At 54.8% G+C, this 20,552-nt stretch carries 13 protein-coding genes; 11 read left to right on the top strand and 2 right to left on the bottom strand.

Features of this window, described 5'->3' with window-relative positions; all coding sequences use genetic code 11:
- Positions 1 to 11: 11 nt before the first annotated feature.
- The 3 genes from Mal65_RS24955 (at position 12) to Mal65_RS24945 (ending at position 4,593) form a co-directional block, all read left to right on the top strand.
- Entirely contained in the window at positions 12 to 1,949 is a 1,938-nt protein-coding gene (locus tag Mal65_RS24955; protein WP_196784437.1) for a DUF1592 domain-containing protein, read from the top strand.
- Positions 1,950 to 2,017: 68 nt separating this feature from the next.
- Positions 2,018 to 3,406, top strand: a complete 1,389-nt coding sequence (locus Mal65_RS24950) for a DUF1552 domain-containing protein (protein WP_145304065.1) — start codon at positions 2,018 to 2,020, stop codon at positions 3,404 to 3,406.
- A 251-nt stretch (positions 3,407 to 3,657) separates the two neighbouring features.
- The gene (locus Mal65_RS24945) at positions 3,658 to 4,593 is read left to right on the top strand and encodes a nucleoside hydrolase (RefSeq protein WP_165701516.1); all 936 of its coding nucleotides are present in this window, start codon (positions 3,658 to 3,660) and stop codon (positions 4,591 to 4,593) included.
- 52 nt (positions 4,594 to 4,645) lie between these two features.
- Here Mal65_RS24945 and Mal65_RS24940 read toward each other — a convergent pair whose 3' ends face one another.
- Entirely contained in the window at positions 4,646 to 6,055 is a 1,410-nt protein-coding gene (locus tag Mal65_RS24940) for a sulfatase (protein ID WP_145304061.1), read from the bottom strand.
- A gap of 246 nt (positions 6,056 to 6,301) precedes the next feature.
- Here Mal65_RS24940 and Mal65_RS24935 point away from each other — a divergent pair, with 246 nt between their 5' ends.
- From Mal65_RS24935 to Mal65_RS24920, 4 genes are all read left to right on the top strand, one after another.
- Positions 6,302 to 7,450, top strand: coding sequence for a glycoside hydrolase family protein (locus Mal65_RS24935; RefSeq protein WP_165701515.1), 1,149 nt, complete (start codon positions 6,302 to 6,304; stop codon positions 7,448 to 7,450).
- A 26-nt stretch (positions 7,451 to 7,476) separates the two neighbouring features.
- A complete protein-coding gene (locus Mal65_RS24930; RefSeq protein ID WP_165701514.1) occupies positions 7,477 to 9,525 on the top strand; it encodes a beta-L-arabinofuranosidase domain-containing protein in 2,049 nt (682 codons plus the stop codon).
- Between the two features lie 81 nt (positions 9,526 to 9,606).
- Positions 9,607 to 11,076, top strand: a complete 1,470-nt coding sequence (locus Mal65_RS24925; protein ID WP_196784436.1) for a sulfatase-like hydrolase/transferase — start codon at positions 9,607 to 9,609, stop codon at positions 11,074 to 11,076.
- 155 nt (positions 11,077 to 11,231) lie between these two features.
- The gene (locus Mal65_RS24920; RefSeq protein ID WP_145304056.1) at positions 11,232 to 13,124 is read left to right on the top strand and encodes a sulfatase-like hydrolase/transferase; all 1,893 of its coding nucleotides are present in this window, start codon (positions 11,232 to 11,234) and stop codon (positions 13,122 to 13,124) included.
- Between the two features lie 69 nt (positions 13,125 to 13,193).
- Here Mal65_RS24920 and Mal65_RS24915 read toward each other — a convergent pair whose 3' ends face one another.
- Complete coding sequence (locus Mal65_RS24915; RefSeq protein ID WP_145304054.1) at positions 13,194 to 13,961, bottom strand: hypothetical protein; 768 nt, start codon at positions 13,959 to 13,961, stop codon at positions 13,194 to 13,196.
- A 422-nt stretch (positions 13,962 to 14,383) separates the two neighbouring features.
- On the opposite strand from Mal65_RS24915, the gene Mal65_RS24910 reads away from it, so the two are divergent.
- The 4 genes from Mal65_RS24910 to Mal65_RS24895 all read left to right on the top strand — a co-directional run bounded on the left by Mal65_RS24910 (position 14,384) and on the right by Mal65_RS24895 (position 20,545).
- Entirely contained in the window at positions 14,384 to 16,549 is a 2,166-nt protein-coding gene (locus Mal65_RS24910) for a right-handed parallel beta-helix repeat-containing protein (RefSeq protein ID WP_174820232.1), read from the top strand.
- A gap of 128 nt (positions 16,550 to 16,677) precedes the next feature.
- Positions 16,678 to 17,808 carry a putative glycoside hydrolase gene (locus Mal65_RS24905; protein ID WP_165701513.1) on the top strand — a complete coding sequence of 377 codons (1,131 nt, stop codon included), beginning with the start codon at positions 16,678 to 16,680 and terminating at the stop codon, positions 17,806 to 17,808.
- A gap of 119 nt (positions 17,809 to 17,927) precedes the next feature.
- A complete protein-coding gene (locus Mal65_RS24900; RefSeq protein WP_231131246.1) occupies positions 17,928 to 18,965 on the top strand; it encodes an alpha/beta hydrolase in 1,038 nt (345 codons plus the stop codon).
- Between the two features lie 56 nt (positions 18,966 to 19,021).
- Entirely contained in the window at positions 19,022 to 20,545 is a 1,524-nt protein-coding gene (locus Mal65_RS24895) for a glycoside hydrolase family protein (RefSeq protein WP_145304047.1), read from the top strand.
- Positions 20,546 to 20,552: the final 7 nt, after the last annotated feature.

The following is a 20,552-nucleotide window of genomic DNA, read 5'->3' as shown; positions in this document are numbered from 1 at the left end:
CAAGTGATTCAATGAGCCTGCCGGTAACCATCCGAATGGAACGTTTTCTAACGAACGCTTTTGCTGCGATCTTGTTGGCCGTCATGCCAATGCGGACCGACGATTGCTCCGCACAGTCAGTTTTGCCGGCGGACCATGAGGCTCGAAAAGCCGAAGCGGAGCAATATTTTCAGAAAAGCATTCGTCCGTTCATCAAGACCTATTGCCTGGATTGTCATCAGAATCGACGTCCGACCGAGGCAGGGCTCAGCTTCACCCCCGCGCTCGATACGCCGGGGCATGCGGCCTTCAGTGAAAAATGGAAGAAGGCAGTTGCTCGCGTGAAAGCGCATGACATGCCTCCGGAAGGGTTAGATCAGCCCAGCGATGAAGAACGACATAACTTTGTCCAGTGGCTGGATCAGGTCAAATACCTTAGCCCCAAAGACCCGGGCCCGTTTGTCATCAGGCGTCTGACCAAGACAGAATACGCCAACACATTGCGTGATCTGTTTGGTGTTGATCCCAAGGTTGCCGATCGTCTGCCTGACGAGGTCAGCGGTGAAGGTTATCTCAACTCTCTTTCTCCACTTCAGCTAGAACAATACCTTGCAATCACCGATCAGGTGGTGAATCAGGTCATCGCGACGGACGAGTCGTCTCCGACGAACTGGCATAGGGAATGGATCGGAAAGCTTCCCTCCGATGATTCCGATGTTCGTGCAGCCGTCGGAAAGATTGCCGGATCGCTTGCCAAAAATGTCTATCGGCGGCCGGCGTCGGATGATGAAGTGGCGGTCCTGTTGGATGTTTTCGAACTGGGACGTGGAAAAGGACTTTCGGAAATCGCATCACTGCGTTTGATGCTCAAGGCGATGTTGGTTTCTCCGCAATTCCTGTTTATCACACCCGCCGAAGGGACCGCTGCCCCGGCGGGGATTGTTCCACTGGATGACCATCAGATCGCCTCGCGTTTGTCATACTTGTTGTGGGCAACGATGCCGGATGCCGAACTGATGGCACTGGCTGATTCCAAACGATTGCATGATCCACCGACGTTGAAGGCTCAAGTCAATCGCATGTTGAACGATCCTCGGTCTCGAGCATTGTTCGATGGTTTTGGCGCGCAGTGGCTGGGGCTGACAGACCTGAAGACCAGGGCGTTTGACGTATCAAAGTTCCCACAGATGACCGACGCGATGAGATCGGCCATGTATGACGAGGTGCGATTGTTTTTCGAAGACGTAGTACGCAACAATCACAGCGTAACGCGTCTGATCGACTGCGATTACACGTTTCTCAACAATGACTTGGCAGAAATCTATGGTCTGCAGGACGTTGTTTCGGGACCAGAGATGCGTCGGGTATCTTTGTCCGATCGCAATCGTGGAGGGATTCTTGGGATGCCCGGTGTTTTGGCTGCCACGTCGTTTCCCAATCGCACCAGCCCGGTCATTCGTGGCGTGTGGGTATTGCAGCAAGTGTTGGGGGAACAGGTGCCATCGGCCCCGCCCGATGTGCCGGAACTCGAAACGCAGGATCAGCAATCCGTAGCCAACTTGACGCTGCGCGAACGGACGGAACTGCATCGAACGGATCCTGTCTGTGCAAACTGCCACCAATTGCTTGATCCGATCGGTTTCGGTCTGGAGAACTTTGACGCGATCGGTCGCTGGCGTGATCAAGATGAAAATGGACTTGCCATCGACGCCACGGGCGAACTTCCCGACGGAAGTCGATTCACCAGCCCTGAAGAATTGAAGGCGATGATTGCCGGTCGCGTCGACGACTTTTCACGCAACTTGCTGGAGAAGTTGTTAGCCTATGCTTTAGGTCGAAGGCTGGAAGGCTACGACGAGATCGTCGTCGATGAATTGATGCGAGAAATTGCAGCGGATGACTATCGAATGCAAACGATCGTCACCGCCGTGGTCACCAGTTATCCCTTCACACATCGCCAGACCGACTGATGAACACTCGTTAATCAACTGGTTGCGACAGACTGGGCGCATCGGTCGGCGTGCCCGAAAGGTTTCTCATGAGCACAGACAGCACGATTGGACGAAGATCCTATCTCAAGGGGGCGGGAGCCGCGCTAGCTTTGCCTCTATTGGATGCGATGGGATGGGCGGATTCGGGGTCCGGCAAAGCGTTGAAACCTCCGGTCCGTTTGGGGTTCATGTACATGCCTCATGGCGTGATCATGGATCAGTTTTGGCCCGCCGATGCGCACAGTTTCTTGACGTCGCCACCACCGGCAATCAAATCATTGCAACCGGTTTTGGACCAATGTCTGATGATGAAAGGCATTTCGGGAGTTTCCAATGGACCGTACAAAGGTGCCCCGCATGCCTTGGAGTTGTCGACTTGGCTAACCGCGGCGTTGCCGGATCCCGATCGACGTGATGAGATCGCGATTTCGATTTCCGCGGACCAAATTGCGGCTAACGCATTGGGAGCGTTTACGACGCTGCCTTCGTTGGAACTGGCCACGATGCCTCAAACGTGGAAAGAAAACCAAGCGGGATTGAACGAAGCATACTATTCCCACTGCAGCTTTCGTTCGCCGACCCAGGCGGTTCCTGCTGAAATCAATCCACGAAATGTGTTGAATCGGCTATTCAATACGAAAGACCAGGACAGCGGACAAGTTTCATCGGGAATCAGTCCGCTGGACCGCAGCATGTTGGATTTGGTGCTTGGCGGTGCACGTGATTTGCGGCGGACGCTGTCGCCGAACGACCAGCAAAAGCTGGATGAATATTTGGATAGTGTGCGGTCGGTGGAACGACGAATTGCCGCCATCGAATTGCGGCAGAAGGAAGCGGCCCTGGAAAAGGCTGGAATTCGACCGAGTCGAAGTCACAAGTCGGATTCGCCACCGATCGAAGTGAAGATTCCTGAAGGAGACAAACGCAGCGAGTACATGCAGGTCATGTGCGATTTGAATGTGCTGGCATTCCAAACCGACACGACTCGGGTGTGCACCTACATCGGGTCGACGCCCAACGGTGCGTCCTATCCGGAACTGGGTTTTTCTGACAAGCATCATTCGACAACACACCACAATAATCAGCCGGAAAAGGTTCGAAAGGTCGCCGCCATCACGGAGTTCAATATCGAACAGTTTGCCTACATGGTGAAAAAGATGCACCGCTTGCGTGAAGGCGATGGGACACTTTTGGACAACTGCATCATGATGTGGGGGTCCGGACTGGAAGATGGCAACAAGCATACCCGTGAAAATTTGCCCTTCATTCTGGCCGGACGCGGCGGTGGTTCAATGAATACCGGACGTTTTCTTCCAGATGTTCAAGGGAATCAGGGAGATTTGTTGACGACGTTGTTGGCCTGTGCCGGCGTGCCTTTGGATCGTCCCGTGGGAATCGCAACCAAGCAAATTGCGGAGTTGTCTGCGAAAGGCTAGACCTATGTCCTTGGTTTTTACCGCGACCTTCGGGCTGTTATCTTACGCAGTTGGCATGGTCGAATCGCAGGAGTGGTACGGTATGATGTTGCAGCATCACGCACGATGAGAGTTCGTACCGGACGAAGCGATTGGTTTCGAATAGACTGCTGGCCAGGTGAATGGAGATGGTAATGACGATGGTTCGGTTCGTTTGTTTGGGTGTTTGTTCGATTGCACTGTTTGTGACAGGAACCGTGAATTCGGGACGAGTGTCTGCACCGCAAGTCGGATCCACCGCCGTCGTATCAGCCGACGCATCGCAGCGAATCGTTCCGGCTCCTCCTACGCCCGATCAACGATTGCCGCTGTTGATCGATAGCGATGTTGCGAATGAGATTGATGATCTTTACGCCATCTCGCTAGCGCTTGCGGCCAGCGAGCGGTTTGAGCTTCAGGGGATGGTGGCTACACACTTCGCGCAGTGGGCGGGCCCCGACAGCACTGACCAGTCGTTTGAACTGTTACAGCAACTGTTGGAAGTATCTGGAAACCAAGGTCGATTTCCGATAGCCCGTGGTGGCGACCCCATGCAGTATTCAAAGGTTCCCACTTCCAGTGAGGGAGCGGACCTCATTGTTAGGCTGGCACGGCAGGCGTCGCCGAGCAATCCGCTTTGGGTTGTCGTGTTGGGAGCCGCGACCAATACAGCAAGTGCCATACTGCAGGCACCCGACATTCAACCCAACCTGCGGGTTGTCTTTCATGCCCGCTGTGCCCACCACTGGCCGGAGCGAACGGTTCAGTTCAATGTCGTGGGCGATGTGATCGCCGTTCAAACTTTGTTGGAAAGCCAAGCACCGTTGGTGTGGTTCGACACAGGAACCAAGCTGACGATTCCGTATGCAGAAACGAAAGCAAGGCTTGCCCCGATGGGAGCCACCGGAAAATTTCTGCATCAATTTCGAGACCAGAAGCCGCAATTCGCCAAAGCCACGAAAGGCTTTTTCGATGTCGGTGACATTGCTTGGTTGATGGATCCAACCCTATGCAAGATGGAGGTCGTTTCCACACCTCGACTGCAGCGAACGTTGGCTTTTGAAGGGTCACAACGTCACGGCGAAATGTTGCGAGTCAGTGAGATTGACGTGGATCGCACCTGGAAACTTTTCTTTGACACCCTTGCGCGGTCACCGCAACTTCGTTAGTCCGGTACGTTTGTTAGCGGGACAGACAATTGTCTGGGCACGTGTTGGTGTTTCAAGGCGATAGCAAGTCAGACATTTGCTTCCTCAGCTCAATCAAGGTAGATCGGACCACGGCATCGTCTTGCCGGGTGACGGCCAAGTTCTCGAACTCTTCGGAATCGCGGGCGTGATCGTAAAGCTCCTCTTCGCCTGACGCGTAACGAATGTATCGCCATCGGGGCGTCCGCAACGCATGGTGATCAACGAAGGTCGTCAGCACCGGATGAGGCCATTCGCGTTTGACGTTCTCCAGGACGGGCCGAAGAGAGTGTCCATCCAGTTTGTTGGGTGGGGTGACGCCGGCGTAGTCCAGCACCGTTGGTGTGATCGTCAATAGGTCGATCGGTTGGTCGTATCGAACGCCATCGGGAATTCCCGGTCCGGCCACGATCATGGGGACCCTTGTGGTCTGTTCCCACAAGGCAGCTTTGCCCCAATGACGCTTTTCCCCCAGGTGCCATCCGTGGTCGGAGAACAGGATGACGTAGGTATTCTTGGCATGTGGCCCGCGATCCAGGGCATCCAAGACACGACCGAGTTGATGGTCCATGGCCGTGGTGCACGCCAAGTAGGCTCTTAGAACGTCTTTCCACTTTCCGGATTGCTCCGCCCAATCTTGGTTGAACAGTCCCGGTGCTTCGATGTCCTGAGGACGGCGTGGGCGTCGTCCGAAGTAGACCAGGTCGTCGTTGTCCTCTGGCAGTATTCGTGGCAGTGCGATGCCGGACTTGGGGTGCAAATCAAACCACTTGCTGGCAGCATAAAGCGGCGTGTGAGGACGGTAAAAGCCGCAGCCCAAAAAGAGGGGACGGCTGTGAAGATCGCTGAGGGCGGCGATCGTGCGGTCAGCAATGATCGGGTCAAAACTGGCGGCTTGATCACGATCTTTCGGCGGTACACCCCAGTCGGTGATGGAATCACCATGGTCATAGTGAAGCTTTGGCTTTTGTCGCGGCCCGTAGCTGAAGACGTTGCTTCGTTGCCATTCGACGGCCGATTCGCTAGGCCGCCCGACGTGGAACAACTTGCCAAAACCGAGTGTGCTGTATCCGGCCGAGGCCATCGCCTGCGGCAGCGAAACGCAATCGGGGCGAAGTGAGCTTTCGCGAAACCATTTCGATCGGTTCGCCGTGATGCCCACAGTCGTCGGACGCAGTCCCGTCCAAAGGCTGGTGCGTGATGGTTGGCAAACCGGTGAATTGCAATAGGCATGCGTGAACAGCACGCCGCGCGCGGCCAAACGATCAAGGTTCGGCGTGATTGCATTCGGGTGCCCATCCAGGCATCCGACGTAATCGTTCAGATCGTCGATCGCGATCAACAGGAAGTTCGGGCCGGAATCCGCACCGTGCAATGTCACGGCGGCGACGAGCATTCCGACCGCCAGCGTCCTTGAGACGAATCCGCGTGCGGCTTGGTTCATGAGTCGAAGGTCCTGTCGAGCGTGTCCCAACGAACGCGGCGATTGAATAACGGCTAGCCTACAGGACTTCCAACGGACAAGTGGCAATGGGGCACATGGATGCGGGATCCCGAAGCCGCACGCATGACCAAGTGCCGCAGCCACGTGCAGGAAAGTCAACCACGGTAGCGTTGGAACGTGACGGCAAGCAGACTTAATGGGATAGAAAAAATTACCCAAGGATCGAGCATGCAGGAGTGCCCATTGATGAAGTCGGTTCGGCAGAACGGCCTTGGTATGCGATACGTGTTGCCTGCCGCTTGGTCGACGGTCCTTGCATTGCTACTGCACGATTCACCAGTGCTAGCACAGACGTTGATGACCAGAGTGGACATAAAACCAGTCCTGTCTGTTGCCGACGCGCCGACTTGGAGATCCGTACATGTGGCCAACGCGGCAATCCTAACTCCGTCCGAATCACCGGATGGTCGTTGGCGCATGTTCATCCGAGGTAGCGGCTTCTTTCCTGAGGAGGGAGGAGATCCGAGAGATCACTATCATGATTCGATTGGCCTGCTGTATCAGGAATCAGAGACGTTTTCGCCTCGCGGCCCTTGGAAGGAGTTTCCTGGCAATCCAATACTGGTGCACGGTGAACGGACCGCATACGACGGAAAGCATTTGTTGGATTGCACCCCGGTTTGGGGGACTGTCCCAGATGGCCAAAACGCGTTGGTGATGTTCTACAAGGGCGTGTCCTACGAACACGGGGCCTGCTTGGCGGCTGCTTATTCCACCGATTTGGGGAGGAGTTTCGAGAAGCTGTCGAGAAATCCGCTGCAGTCATTCATCGGACCATGTGATGCCATTTTTCACGAGGGCTTGTTCTACGTGTTCTACGGAGACATGAAGTATGACACAGCGAAACGAAAGCCAACCGACAAGCTGAAGACCTACCTGGCAATCACGCCGGATCCGGCAAAGTTTGCTGAAACGCCGCGACGGTTGGTGCTTGATACCGGCCCGGAAGGCAGCTTTGACAGTATGTCGGTGCATGGTGGTCGAGTCTTTCGAATTGCCAATCGCTGGTACATGGTTTACCAATGCAGTCGTCGCCATATCGACTATCCTGATCGTTTTCACGTTGCCTGGTCAGATGATCTTGTCACGTGGACGAAAGTCACCAATGAACAGCCTTTTTTTCAGCGTGGTCCGTCGGGCGCGTGGGACGAAGGTGGTATCTGGTTTGGCGAAGTGTTTGAACACGACGGCAGCCTGTACATGTATTACGAAGGTTGGGGCAGCGGGAAGCCAGGATACGATCGTCGCCGGCCTTACCAGCCTGGTGGCAGATCGCAAACAGGACTCGCATGCGTTTCCGTCGATACGTTTCTGCGGTGGTGCGGGCAACCATAGATCCGCTTTATGAAAGTCAAGTTCGAATGAATTTAAAAATTTGCGTTTTCCTATGCGCAGCGGTGCTGATTGCGTCATCGTCATCTGGTGAAAACCATGAGTCCGGTCAATTCAATCGCCCACCACTGATCGAAAAGCCCTACGCGGAATTACCCTTGGGATCGGTCAAGCCCGATGCATGGCTGAAGCACCAACTTCAAACCATGGCCGGTGGCTTGACGGGGAATTTGGATGAGGCCTATGAGGCTGTTTGCGGGGACCGGAATGCGTGGCTGGGTGGAGATGGTGACACATGGGAGCGCGGCCCCTATTGGATTGACGGTCTTTATCCGCTTGCCAAATTGTTGGATGATTCCGCATTGGAAGCCAAGGCCATGCGTTGGATCGAATGGACCTTGGCCAATCAACGGCCAAACGGCCAGATTGGACCATTCGAGCGGAAGAAAAGCGAACGAATCGTTCCACCGCCAAAGGGGGCGCAGATCACCGATCCTGATGACTGGTGGCCGCGGATGGTGATGCTGAAAATCTTGCAGCAGCATTACATGGCCACCGGTGACCATCGTGCACTATTCTGCATGTTGCGCTATGCTCGATTTCAACACGCTGAGCTGAACAAACGACCGTTGTACGATCCCGAGAATGCGGAAAGCGGCTCTTGGTGGGCTGGGCGACGCGGTGGTGAAAATGTGATGAGCATCTACTGGCTGTATAACGTTACCGGCGAAACGTTCTTGCTGGAACTGGCGGACCAGCTGAAACAACAAACCTACCCGTGGGTAGATGACTTTCGCGCGGGCATCCATCTGAAACGGTACCGATACAGCGAGCATCATGGCGACGGCGATGCGTATCACTGTGTCAATTTGGGGCATGCGCTGAAGTATCCGCTGGTGTTTGGTCAGCGTGATGGCGTGCAGCAGGCTCTTGCAGTCACGGTGAAGGCACTGGATGACATCCGAACGTATCACGGACAACCTCATGGGCTCTGGGGCGGCGACGAAGGAATGCATGGCACCGACCCGACTCGCGGCAGTGAGTTTTGCACGATCTCCGAAGCATTGTTTTCATTGGAAAAGAACTTTGAGATTTCGGGGGATGTGCGTTTCGCCGATCTGCTGGAACGGATCGCCTACAACGCATTGCCTACGCAGGCGACCGACGACTTTTCGGCTCGCCAGTACTTTCAGCAAGCGAATCAAATTTCGTGTACGCACAGTCCGCACAAATTTACAAACCATCCCTACGAATCAAACTTGTTTGGCCTGACCAACGGATATCCCTGCTGCACGTGCAACATGCATCAGGCATGGCCCAAATTTGCCGCCCATTTATGGATGGCGTCCAACGATGGTGGTCTTGCCACGATGGCATATGCTCCATGCCAGGTGACGACCACAGTTGGTAACGGAAAGAAGGTTTTCATCAGGGAGGAAACCGATTACCCCTTCCGCGATGTTGTCCGTTTCTCCATGGAACTGAGCGAACCCACTCGCTTCCCGCTGCATTTACGTATACCGCAGTGGTGTGACCGGGCATCGATCGAGATCAATGGCCAGGCGATGCCCCAGCCCGAAGCCGGATCCATGGCGATTTTGGAACGTCGATGGGAATCTGGAGATCTGGTCACGCTGCGACTGCCGATGCAAGTCCGATTTGAACGCGGGCATGAAAACAGCGTCAGCGTCCTGCGTGGCCCTTTGGTGTTCGCGTTGAAGATGGATGAGCAATGGACGTCGGCAGATGCAGGCCATGAGGTACGCAGCGAAACGGCCTGGAATTTTTCGCTGTTTGAACGAGACATCGTTTCCGGTCGCGATGTCATTGATCGAAAATTTGTTGTTACCGATGACGGTGCAACTTTGGCGGTCAACCCCTGGGCGTTAACGTCCGCACCAATCAGCATGAAGGCTTTTGGCGTGCGAAACCCACTGTGGGGAAGCTATCACGACGAATCAGGGCCGCTGCCGTGGAGTCCGGCGTCCTTTCCGAAAGGTGAAAAGCCACAAGAATTGACCCTGATTCCCTACGGATGCACCACGCTGCGAATTAGTGCGTTTCCGACGGTGAACTGAATTCCGGTTCGAGCGTGAGTTGTCAATCCGGGGCCGTCCCAGCTGCGATGCCCGATCGATCTTAACGAAGAGACGTGAACGATGGACAAAATATATATGGTTCTTCAGTCACCCAGGGTAATCATTGTTACCTTGATTGTCGTGCTGTCGACAATGGTTTCGCGTGTTCCCTTGTTTGGAGACGATCCGCGACCCAATATCATCCTGGTGTTCATTGATGATCTGGGCTGGTCGGACTTGGGGTGCTTCGGAAACCGACAGGCGGACACTCCCGCGATTGACAGGCTGGCGAGTGAGGGGATCGCGTTCGAGCAATTCTATGTGAATTCGCCCATCTGTTCGCCTTCGCGTGTGGCGATCACGACAGGCCAGTATCCTCAGCGATGGCGGATCACATCGTATTTGGATGCGTCGCAAGTCAATCGCCGCCGCGGCTTGGCCAATTGGTTGGATCCCCGTGCGCCGACGTTGGCTCGTGCATTGCAGCGGCAGGGGTACGCCACCGGCCATTTCGGGAAATGGCACATGGGAGGTCAACGGGATGTTGATGCCGCACCGCCGATCTCCCAGTACGGTTTTGACGTCTCCATCACCAATTTCGAGGGGATGGGGCCAAAGTATCTTCCGATGACGCTTGCGCCGGGTTGGGAGAAGCCGCGAAAGATCTGGGAAGACGCCGAGCGTTTGGGCGGACCGTATGAATGGTCGATGCGTTCACAGATCACCACCGATTTCGCATCGGCGGCCATCGATTTTATCAAGGCTTCCCAGGCCGCCGATCGTCCTTTCTATGTCAATCTGTGGCCCGACGATGTTCATGGTCCGTGGTTTCCGACCTTAAAACACTGGCGTCAGGGAGTCCCAGGTTTGTACCTGTCTGTGTTGCAGGAGATGGACACGCAGCTGCGCGCGTTGTTCGACCTGATTTGTGATGATGATATTCTGCGCGAGAATACGTTGATCGTGTTTTGCAGCGACAACGGTCCGGATCCAAAGACGTTTGACCCGGCATCCAAACCACTTCGTGGCTGTAAAGCGACACTTTACGAAAATGGCATTCGGTCGCCCTTGATTGTTTGGGGACCGGGCTTTGTATCACCTGAAAAGCAGGGCACGCGAGACGCTGAAACGGTTTTGGCGGCTTTCGATTTGGCTCCGTCGCTGCTGCGGCTGGTTGGAATTGACGCCTCCGCGAAGACCCCGTTTGACGGTGAAGACATGCTGGATGCGTTACTGGGCCATCGGGCGGTCAAACGCTCTGATTCACTTTGTTTTTCTCGACCGCCCGATTTCAAGGACTTTGGCAATGAAAAGAACCTTCCAGATCTAGCGATTCGCAAAGACCGTTGGAAATTCCTGTGCGACGTTGATGGTGGGCGACCCCAGTTGTACGACCTTCATGCGGACCCTGGCGAAACCCAGAATGTCGCCGATCAGCATTCCGAACTTGCTCAAGTCCTGACCGATGAATTGCTTCACTGGAAGGCATCGCTGCAGCCATCCGGCATGACCAAAAACCAGTCGATAGGATCTTCGGAATCGAACGAATGAATGCGACAGTTTCGGTGCGAAGTCACCTTCGTCACGATTGATGAACACCTTTACCCTGCGTCGTCCGTGGGGCGGCGATCGAGAAGAATGCCTTCACAACAGTGATGAATGAAGTTTGGACCTGGCGAAAGCTCTTTGTATCACGGGATCAGCAAATGCTAAGGGTATTTCTCATATTTTGGGTGTGTGGCGGAATCTGTGTGGCCGCGGAACGTCCCAACATATTGTTGATCGTCGCCGATGATGTCGGGTACTCCGATCTGGGATGCTATGGAGGAGAAATCGACACACCGCATTTGGATCGGATGGCAGAGCAAGGGATTCGGTTCAGCGAATTTCATGTCAATCCGATGTGTGTGGTGACGCGCACCAGCCTGATGACGGGACACGAGCATTCCCAGTCGGACAACTATCGGCGGTCATTACCCATCGCACGGTTGATGCGTGATGCGGGCTATGCGACTTCGATTGTGGGGAAATGGCATCAACCGGGGCATCCCCAGGATGCGGGTTTTGAATTCTTCTATGGATTCCTTCATGGTGCCATCAACAGCTGGACGGGAAAGGAGAACGGCCACCCGGCGATCCAGACGAATCGTGACGATCCTATGGCCGTCGCTGATGACTGGTACAGCACCGATGCGTTTACAGATCACGCCATCCGCCAGATCAACGTCGCGACGGAAGCCGGGCGTCCCTTTTTCACCTATTTGGCATACAACGCACCGCACACCCCGCTGCATGCCCCACGCAAGAATGTGGAGAAGTATTATCAGCGCTATCGGGCCGGCTGGGACGTTTTGCGGTTACAGCGATTCCAGCGGCTGATGGATCTGGGGCTGATCGATGATCGGTATGTGATGTCTGAACCCGAAGCGGAGGTCCGTCGTTGGGATGAATTGCCTCAAGCAATCCAGCGACAGGAAAGTCGACGCATGGCTGCCTACGCGGGAATGCTTGATCGACTCGATTGGAACGTCGGGCGCGTCTGGAAGCATCTTGACGAAAAGGGTCTCAGTGACAACACGCTGGTGGTGTTTCTGGCGGACAACGGCGGAGCATACAGCAACGGTGACATCCGAACGTACAGCCAACAGATCCCTTGGCGAAAAGACAGCAACCCATTTGTTTCCAATGGCTGGGCGTACCTTAAGAACACGCCCTTTCGCTGGTACAAGTCGTGTGCACAGGAAGGCGGCGTTTCGGTGCCGCTGATCGTCCGTTGGCCGGGACGACTCGCGGCACAGTCGGGCGGCATTCGGCGGCAACGTTTGCATGTGACGGATCTGTATCCGACCTTTTTGAATCTTGCCGGTGTGAAGTATCCGGCGCGCGACGGTGATCGAGTGCTGCAACCGCTGTATGGACATTCCATGTTGCCACTTTGGAATGATCCGTCTTTGCCGAAACAGTCGATCCACGATGAGATCTTTTGGGGCTTCAACCAAACCGGCAAAGGATTGGTGAAGGGAGACTGGAAAATCGCCAGCATCAGTGATGGGCCTTGGCGTCTGTACAACATCACGCGGGACCCTGCCGAAGCTCGCGATCTTGCAAAGTCCAATCTTGCTAAGTTGCAAGAAATGAGCGATGCGTGGTTTCGGTTTGCTCAAGAACAAACGACGATGCCCGCGTCATGGCGATCGCCGTTGAACGCCTATCGAGAAGGCTGGGGGTTTCACCGGATCCGAATGGTCATGCCGGGATATGTTCGCGCTGTGCCCGCCATGTCGGCGATGAACGTTCCAGCCACGACATCGTTGACGTTTCATTTCGACCGGAAGATCAGTTTCGGCGAAACCAGCGGAAGCACCATTCGGTTGTATGAAGTCTCCGACGTCCATCAACCCGTTTGGCAATCCGACCCGCAGCCTGGTCATCCAGCTGAGGGAAAACGGTCGATCACGTTTTCAGATTTACCGGTGCTGAAACCGGATACCACCTACTTTGTACTTGCGGATCCCGGATGGATTTGGCTCGGAGACAAGCCGGCAGGTCCGCTTAACGATGGTGCTTACTGGTACCGCTTTCGTACCGGGCAACACTAGAGCCTTCGCAGGCGATGGATCCGCCTCTGCGATTGGGGCGTCGGTCGCCTGCGACGTCGCGATACGTCGCTAAGGGACCGTGTTGTTAATCGATTGAATACGCAGGTCGTCGAAGTGAACTTCGTGTGATGGGTGACTTCCCCATACGCCGATCCGAAGGTCCGGTTTCGTGGGGTGTTTCAGCCCTGGGCTTTTTAAGTTTCCGGCCATTTTGCCGTCGATCCAGACCTTCATTTCGTCTGCAACGATTTCCAATCGAAGTTGATACCAGCGGTCTTGCTGTAGTGATAGAGGAAACCTGGCCGTTGCGTCGGCCGACAAGCGATCGCCTTCGGCTTTCTGTTTCGGATCACCCGATTTTCGCAGCTTTCGAATGTCCAAACGCATGACGCCTTCTTTATCGTCATACAGGGTCAATCGCTTGGGTTGGACAGTGATTCTGGCGATGTGTCCCGCATGAACTTTTTGGCAGGATCGATCATCACAACTTAGATTGAATGATCGTGCACCTTGAAAGTTGAACCTCAACTCAATACCCACGTTTCCGTTGGGAAGTTGGATCAAACGATGAGCCGAGCCGCCATGATCGGGTTTGCGTTGGCGGCCCTTCAGCACGCCGTCTTCGATGCGAAAGTCCGGAATCATCGAACGCAGATCCGGTCCAAGTTCGCGGCGCTCAAAGCTATCGACGCAGACCACATTGGATTCGGCGGCATGGGTGTGGGTGCCAGACGCGACCGAGGAAATCGACGTGAAGATGGTTACGAGAATGATCAGCGACGAGGTGGCCCCGTGGATGCTCGGCGAATCACTGCGAAACAACTTCAGAGTATTCATGAATGAAGCTAGTGGGTAACGAGGGACCGATCGGAACGGCGGCGACGTTGCCTGGAATTGGACGCACGTCGGCATTGTCGCAAGCATCATTGGGTTGAGGCGGGCCCAATGTAGCTGAACTCACATTGGGACGCTGAAAACGTTCGATATTTGGGACGCAAAACGTTACCGGGGTGTCGCATTTCACACTCGTACATCATCGGCGATCGGCCTCTGATATTCAGGTCGTTGGAAGGCAAGCGGGTCCGATAGGAACGCAACCGCTTGCTGGAAAGGCGGCCCCTCATGCGGCGACCAGTGTAAATCGAGACTCCATGTTCGAGACGCAACCTCTTTCGAATAGCCAACGCGTCGGACGGTTTCGTCGAACCGTCAACGCTATGGTGATGATCACATGGTGGCCAAGGGGAATGCCTGCGTTGATGGTTGGTGCCGTGCTGTGGTGCCTTTTGTTTGTAACGTCCGTTCGAGGCTGGACGGAAGGAACGACCGCTGATTTTTTTGTCTCGCCGATCGGATCCGACGCTTGGTCGGGAACCATGGCGGAACCAAACGAGGAACGATCGGACGGTCCGTTCGCGACGTTGGAGCGTGCAAGAGATGCCGTGCGTGAATTGGACCAGCGCAACAGACGCGATGTCTTGGTCTTGGTTCGTGGTGGCGATTATCAGCTATCGCAGACCATCTTCTTTGGCTCGGCGGATTCGGGGCGGGGGGAACACGCAATTACCTATGCGGCCTTTCCCGGTGAAACGCCGGTCTTTCGTTCGGGTGCGGAGATCAGCGGATGGCGGCCGGTGCCGTCGTCGATGCCGGGCCTTCCCGAAGCGGCCCTGGGAAAGGTGCAAGTCGCGGACGTGGCCGAGTCCTTTGCCACGCTTTTTGATTCCGACGGATTGTTGCCACGGGCACGATCCGAAGGCTTCATTCCACTTGCCGGAGGCAGTCGAAGCGAGCTTAGGTATCCGGCGGGCCTGCTGAAGGAGACAACCCGCGCCGGCGATATCGAGATCGTGGTACGGCCCCACCACGCCTGGATCGTGAACATATTGCCTGTGGCATCGATTGATCATCACATGCGGATTGCTCGTACCGGTGTCGACGCCACCTACGCGATGAATCGCCTGCATTTCTTAAAGCAAACGAAATCTTGCTGGTTCGAAAACTCCCTCCAGTATCTGGATCGACCCGGCGAATGGGTTTTGGACACCGAGCAGCGAAAACTGTACCTGTGGCCACGTTCGGATTCGCCAGTCTTCGCACCGCAGTTGGCGGAACTGGTTCGTGTCGAAGGAGAAGTCGATAAAGACGGCCCCGCCGATCAACCGGTTCGGAATCTCTGTTTTCGCGGGCTGACGTTCATGCACGCTCGGCGGTATACCGTTGCAGCCGACGATGCCGGGCTGCAGCATGACTGGGACCTGCACGACAAAGCCACCGCAATGTTTCGGTTGCGTGGGGCCCAGCAGTGCCGCATTGAACAATGCCACTTCAAACACAGCGGTGGTGGTGCGATCCGCGTGGATCTGCACGGTCAAAAGAACACGCTGTCGGGGAACGTGATTGAAAACATTGGTGGGGCCGGCATTCTGTTGTGTGGCTATGGTCCGGGAACCAAGGACGTCAATCGTGACAACTCGGTTGTTAATAATTGCATCCACCATGTAGGACAGATCTATTCGCATTCCCCCGGAATCATGGTCTGGCAAAGCGGCCATAATCGCATCGCGAACAATCTGGTGCATCACACGCCGTACACGGGAATCATTGTTTCTGGATGCATGGCACACTTCTTTGCGAAGCACGGGCGAGAGCTTGGGAGAACAATTCGGTGGCATGAACTGGAAGGTTTGGCCAGGTCTCCGCAGCGAGAAGACGTGTTGCCCTTTTTGCACACCCGAGACAATCGCATCGAATTCAATGAGATCCATCACGCAATGGAGATGCTCGGCGACGGCAATGCCATTTACATTCGCGGCGCTGGTTCCGGCAACGTCATTCGGGGAAACTACATTCATCACCTGGTGGCGCCGATGATCATGCAGGCGGCGATTCGAACCGACGGCGGGCAGACTGATACGCTGATCGCGGAGAACCTGATCTATAAGTGCACGTCGCAGGGGATCATTCTGAAATTGAATAATCGCTGCGTGAACAACATTATTGCCGACGTGATCGCACCGCCACGCGGCTACTATCTGGCCGTGCGTGAAGGCCCGATGGTCGACGCGGTGATTCAGCGGAATGTGTTCTACGCGTCGTCGGACGAATGCACGTTCATCGATGAATTGCCACCCGGAAACGGACACGCAACGGAAGATCGGCGTGGCCGAACTTTGGCGCGATCCAAGGACGCGCAGACTGATCGAAACATTTATTACTGTGCGGCGGATCCAACGCTGGGGCGTCAGATGCTGGAACGCCAACAGCGGGACAACGTCGACGCCCACAGTCTGGCCGTCGATCCGCTGTTCGTCGATCCTGACAATGGCGATTTCCGATTTCGTCCCGAGTCGCCGGCCCACGCTTTGGGAATCGTACCCTTTGATCGATCAAAAGCTGGACTGTTCGACGGAGACCTGCCATGAAATCAAGTGACGATTGGGTTTGCCCAGTTTTTCTTAAGATCGGTTTGGTGTCGCTATGCATCGGACTGACAAGTTTACGATCGGGACATGCGGAAGAGTCCGGGGGAACGGACGCAGGTGGCAGTGCTGTGCCATCGCAACGGGCGTTGAACTATCCCCAGTTCAGCTGGGATCGAATCCCGCGATACATGCACGTTCGAAAAGCAAGATCATTTACCGATCACGAAGTGCAGTATTTGTCCAAGTTTCCGCTGATCACCTTCGAAAAGGCCAACGGCCACTTGGATCATGGTTCCGTGGAGGCCGGGACGCTAGTCGCCGCTCGGGCGGTGAAGGCGATCAACCCCAAGGCGACCATCCTTTATTACCGCAACGTCATGGTGCACTACGGCGGATATGAGGCTGATGACCAATTGGGCAGAATCTCCGGTGCGTTTTTGCGCGATCGAAGCGGTCGCACCAGTCTTGTTCGCGGACGCGTCGAAGCGTACGACCTGTCCAATGCCGAACTGCGATCATGGTGGGCGAATTCATGTCGCACCATGACGCAGAGTCCAGACATCGATGGTGTCTTTCTTGACGGCAACGTCAAAGCCATTGAACCGGCATACCTTGTCAAGGAAATCGGGCTAGCCAAGAAGCAACAAACCATTGCAGGTTATCACGAACTGATAAGCGAAACGCGGCAGGCAATCGGTCCTGAGAAATTGATGTTAGCCAATCTTCTGCGAGCACGCTTTGATGATGCCGGGTTGGAGTATCTGAAAAATTTCGATGGTTCGTACTTGGAAAACTTCTTTCACAACGTCGGTGATGCGGACTACGAGCAATACGTTGCCCGAGGAATCGATGCATTCCAAACAGCGGCGAGGCAAGGGAAAATTATCGCGTTCACATGTGGTCTTGCTACGGCAAATCGGAAGGCAGCCGATTCAAACGATTTGGGAATCGACGAGGCTCATGCAAGTGTCCAAACGATGGATCAGGCACGCCAGGGACTGGTGTATCCCTTGGCCATCTTTCTGGTATGTTCCGAACGATATAGCTACTTCCGAGTCCACGAAGGCTATTCGGCCAATGAAAGTGATCGATGGATGCGATGGTTTCCAGAATACGATCGTCCCTTGGGACCGCCCGATGGCCCCGCATCGCGTGAAGGCAGTGTGTATCGTAGAAAGTTTCGGCATGCATCGGTGATGGTTGATATTAAGAATCGGAAAGCCGACATCCGTTGGACGACCCCCCAGGGCAAACAATGAATCGACATCCATCTCTTTTCGTCGCGGTGGTTCTGTTGGCAACAACGTCTTCCATTGTCATTGCCCAGGAGCCAGGAGCGTCGCCAAGCGACCAGTCCCTTTCACGGGCAAAGCGACTGATGCGAAAGATTGACAACGACGGAAACGGCACTTTCGAAAAGGCGGAAAGTGTTCGTACTTGGAAGCGGTATCAACAGTTAGACGCCGATGGAGACGACCGCTTGACCGTACAGGAATTGGGTAGCGACCGAACCGGCTACTTGCAAACCGGTGGCCGGCGAAGCTTGGATGTTGTTTACAAGACCATTGGGAATCGGGAACTGTTGTTGGATCTGTACTATCCCACCGGAATGAATCCCAGCGATCGTTGTCCCGTCATTATCTATACCCATGGCGGCGGATGGGCCGCCGGAAGCAAACAAGGTGCCGCCCGAGGATCATTCGCGAAAGTGTTCCTGGATCTTGTGGGTCGCGGATTTGCCGTCGCATCAGTGGACTATCGGTTATGCAAGCCCGATAGTGGTGTCGCCATGCGCGATTGTGTCATCGACTGCAAGGATGCTGTTCGCTATCTAGCAAAGCATTCAGATTCGCTGGGTTTGGATGCGGGAGAGTTTTTTGTGATGGGCGATTCTGCGGGAGGCCAGATCGCACAAATGCTGTTGCTTTCCCCACCAGAAAGTCTTTCCGGCGATCCGGTCCTCGCGTCAACGACCTTCCAATTGATTGCGGGTGTCTCTTGGTACGGTCCCTGCGATTTTGAGCGAATGGATCTATTCAATCATGATGACCGACCAGACTTTCGAGATCGATTTGAGCCTCGCATTTTGGGGACCAGTGGTGGTTCCGATGCCGTGGCAGCGAAACCCGAATCGCTGGATATCAAGTTGCAGCGGTACCGTGAAATCAGTCCGGTGAACTATTTGATGGGTGACAGTCCTCCTTTGTTAATGATTCAGGGGGACAAGGATACAACCATTCCAGTGAAGCACGCCTATTACACAAAAGAGCGTGCGGAGGCTGTTTCCGCACCTGTAGAAATAATGATCGTTCGGAATGCTGGGCACAATTGGCGAATGGTTGATGCGGAGATTGATCCGTCTCGAAAGGCGATTGAGAGTCGTACCGTCCAGTTTTTCGTAGATCATCGTCAATAGTTCTTCCCAACCGCCTTTTGGCAATCCTTGTGGAACCACACCCCACCGTCATCGAAATGAAACGCATCACTTTACCGCTAATGTTGTTGGCGACGCTGTTGTTTTCCTCGGTCGCGAAAGCAAACGAATGGGCCATTGAAACCGCCGATGATTGGGCAACCAGTGTCGAAACGGTATCAGGAGCTACCTTAGCTGATGGGTCCGTTTCGCCCACCGGACAATTCGCACGCCTCAGCACCATCGTCCACACCTCGGACCAGAAACTGTCGGCCCGGTCACTTCGCATTGAACAGTCGCCGATTTGGCAAAACTGGAACCCGATCGAAAATCTTGGCCCTGCCAACCTTGCCGACGCTCTCGTTCTGTTGACAGTGGGGCCGAATGACTACTGGATGTTTGGTCGCTACCGCGCTGCCAAAACGAAAGGAAAGAAAGGGCAGGGCAAGGTACCGCCACAACCCATTAAGCCTCAACCAGCAACTCTGGAAGGGTTTGATGTACCCTTGTTGACGACGCCATTTCCGAATCAGTATGACGCGCCGGGAGGCCTGCAATCTGGAAGGGGTGGATATCACGCCTGGCAAAGTCGCGACATGAAGCATTGGGTGCACCATGGTCCGGTCACCGAGGGCTTTTCGAAGTGGGTGACCAGCGCCGAATGGGTCGACGGAAAAGCCTACATCTATTACGACTTTCCGAACGATCAGGATCCGCATGTCTATGTCGACGACGATCTGTTCGATGGAGTTCCGGGCAAGAATATGGGGCTTGCCGTGAAGGACCCGTCACACGGAAGTGATGCCGGGTTCATCCGAGACCTGGAAGGAAATATGCATGTCATTATTGAAGACTGGACTCCGATTAGTGCCAATAAACGCTCCTGGGATTCGCCACTGGCGGGCCACGCGGTCAGTTCGAATGGTATCGATGATTTCCGATTCATGGATCCGCCGGTGGATCATCGTACCAATCCGACTGGGAAGATCGGAAAATACAAGCATCCTCATTGGATGAAGGAAGACCCGGAAAACTATCCGACCAATGTGGCGGAGTACGATATTCACCATCCCGAGCAGGAGGCCTACGGTGATTGGGCGGCGATCTGTGTTGGTGGTCAGTACTATCTGTTCGGAGACTACGATCCCGTCGGCGGTCATCAAATGAGCGTGGGCTGGTTCACTGCACCCTCGATCAATGAGCCCTTCACCTGGTGCGGTAACATCGGAAACGGCCACCCCGATCCGGATATCGCGTTTGCCGAAGGTCGGTTTTATCTTGCCACCCAACAGAGTACGGATTTCGTTAGTCCTGGTCCCTGGGTTGAAACGGTGGAAGCACGCGTTGGTGTTGACACCAACAATGATCAGGTGATCGATCAATGGACCGATTGGGACGAAGTGAAGGAGCGATACGATTACATCCCGGGCTTTTCAAAGCAAATTAAGAGAACGCCCGCCACAATGGATTCATCTGAACTGCCAGCAGGTTTCGGGTTCCAGGTCCAACTGCGTTTAACGGACTCCACGGATAATCCATCTAAGCCGATCATTGATCGGATGACTTTGGTATTCGCAAACTGAGGAACGT

Source organism: Crateriforma conspicua (assembly GCF_007752935.1).
Classification (GTDB): Bacteria; Planctomycetota; Planctomycetia; order Pirellulales; family Pirellulaceae; genus Crateriforma; species Crateriforma conspicua.
Note: the sequence above shows the minus strand (reverse complement) of the source record. Positions and strands in the feature narration are given on the sequence as shown.

Bases quoted from the DNA above. Each gene is read 5' to 3' on its own strand.
- Mal65_RS24955 (WP_196784437.1), top strand. From the start codon at position 12: ATGAGCCTGCCGGTAACCATCCGAATGGAACGTTTTCTAACGAACGCT.
- Mal65_RS24950 (WP_145304065.1), top strand. From the start codon at position 2,018: ATGAGCACAGACAGCACGATTGGACGAAGATCCTATCTCAAGGGGGCG.
- Mal65_RS24940 (WP_145304061.1), bottom strand. From the start codon at position 6,055: ATGAACCAAGCCGCACGCGGATTCGTCTCAAGGACGCTGGCGGTCGGA.
- Mal65_RS24935 (WP_165701515.1), top strand. From the start codon at position 6,302: ATGAAGTCGGTTCGGCAGAACGGCCTTGGTATGCGATACGTGTTGCCT.
- Mal65_RS24930 (WP_165701514.1), top strand. From the start codon at position 7,477: ATGAATTTAAAAATTTGCGTTTTCCTATGCGCAGCGGTGCTGATTGCG.
- Mal65_RS24925 (WP_196784436.1), top strand. From the start codon at position 9,607: ATGGACAAAATATATATGGTTCTTCAGTCACCCAGGGTAATCATTGTT.
- Mal65_RS24920 (WP_145304056.1), top strand. From the start codon at position 11,232: ATGCTAAGGGTATTTCTCATATTTTGGGTGTGTGGCGGAATCTGTGTG.
- Mal65_RS24915 (WP_145304054.1), bottom strand. From the start codon at position 13,961: ATGAATACTCTGAAGTTGTTTCGCAGTGATTCGCCGAGCATCCACGGG.
- Mal65_RS24910 (WP_174820232.1), top strand. From the start codon at position 14,384: ATGGTTGGTGCCGTGCTGTGGTGCCTTTTGTTTGTAACGTCCGTTCGA.
- Mal65_RS24900 (WP_231131246.1), top strand. From the start codon at position 17,928: ATGCGAAAGATTGACAACGACGGAAACGGCACTTTCGAAAAGGCGGAA.
- Mal65_RS24895 (WP_145304047.1), top strand. From the start codon at position 19,022: ATGAAACGCATCACTTTACCGCTAATGTTGTTGGCGACGCTGTTGTTT.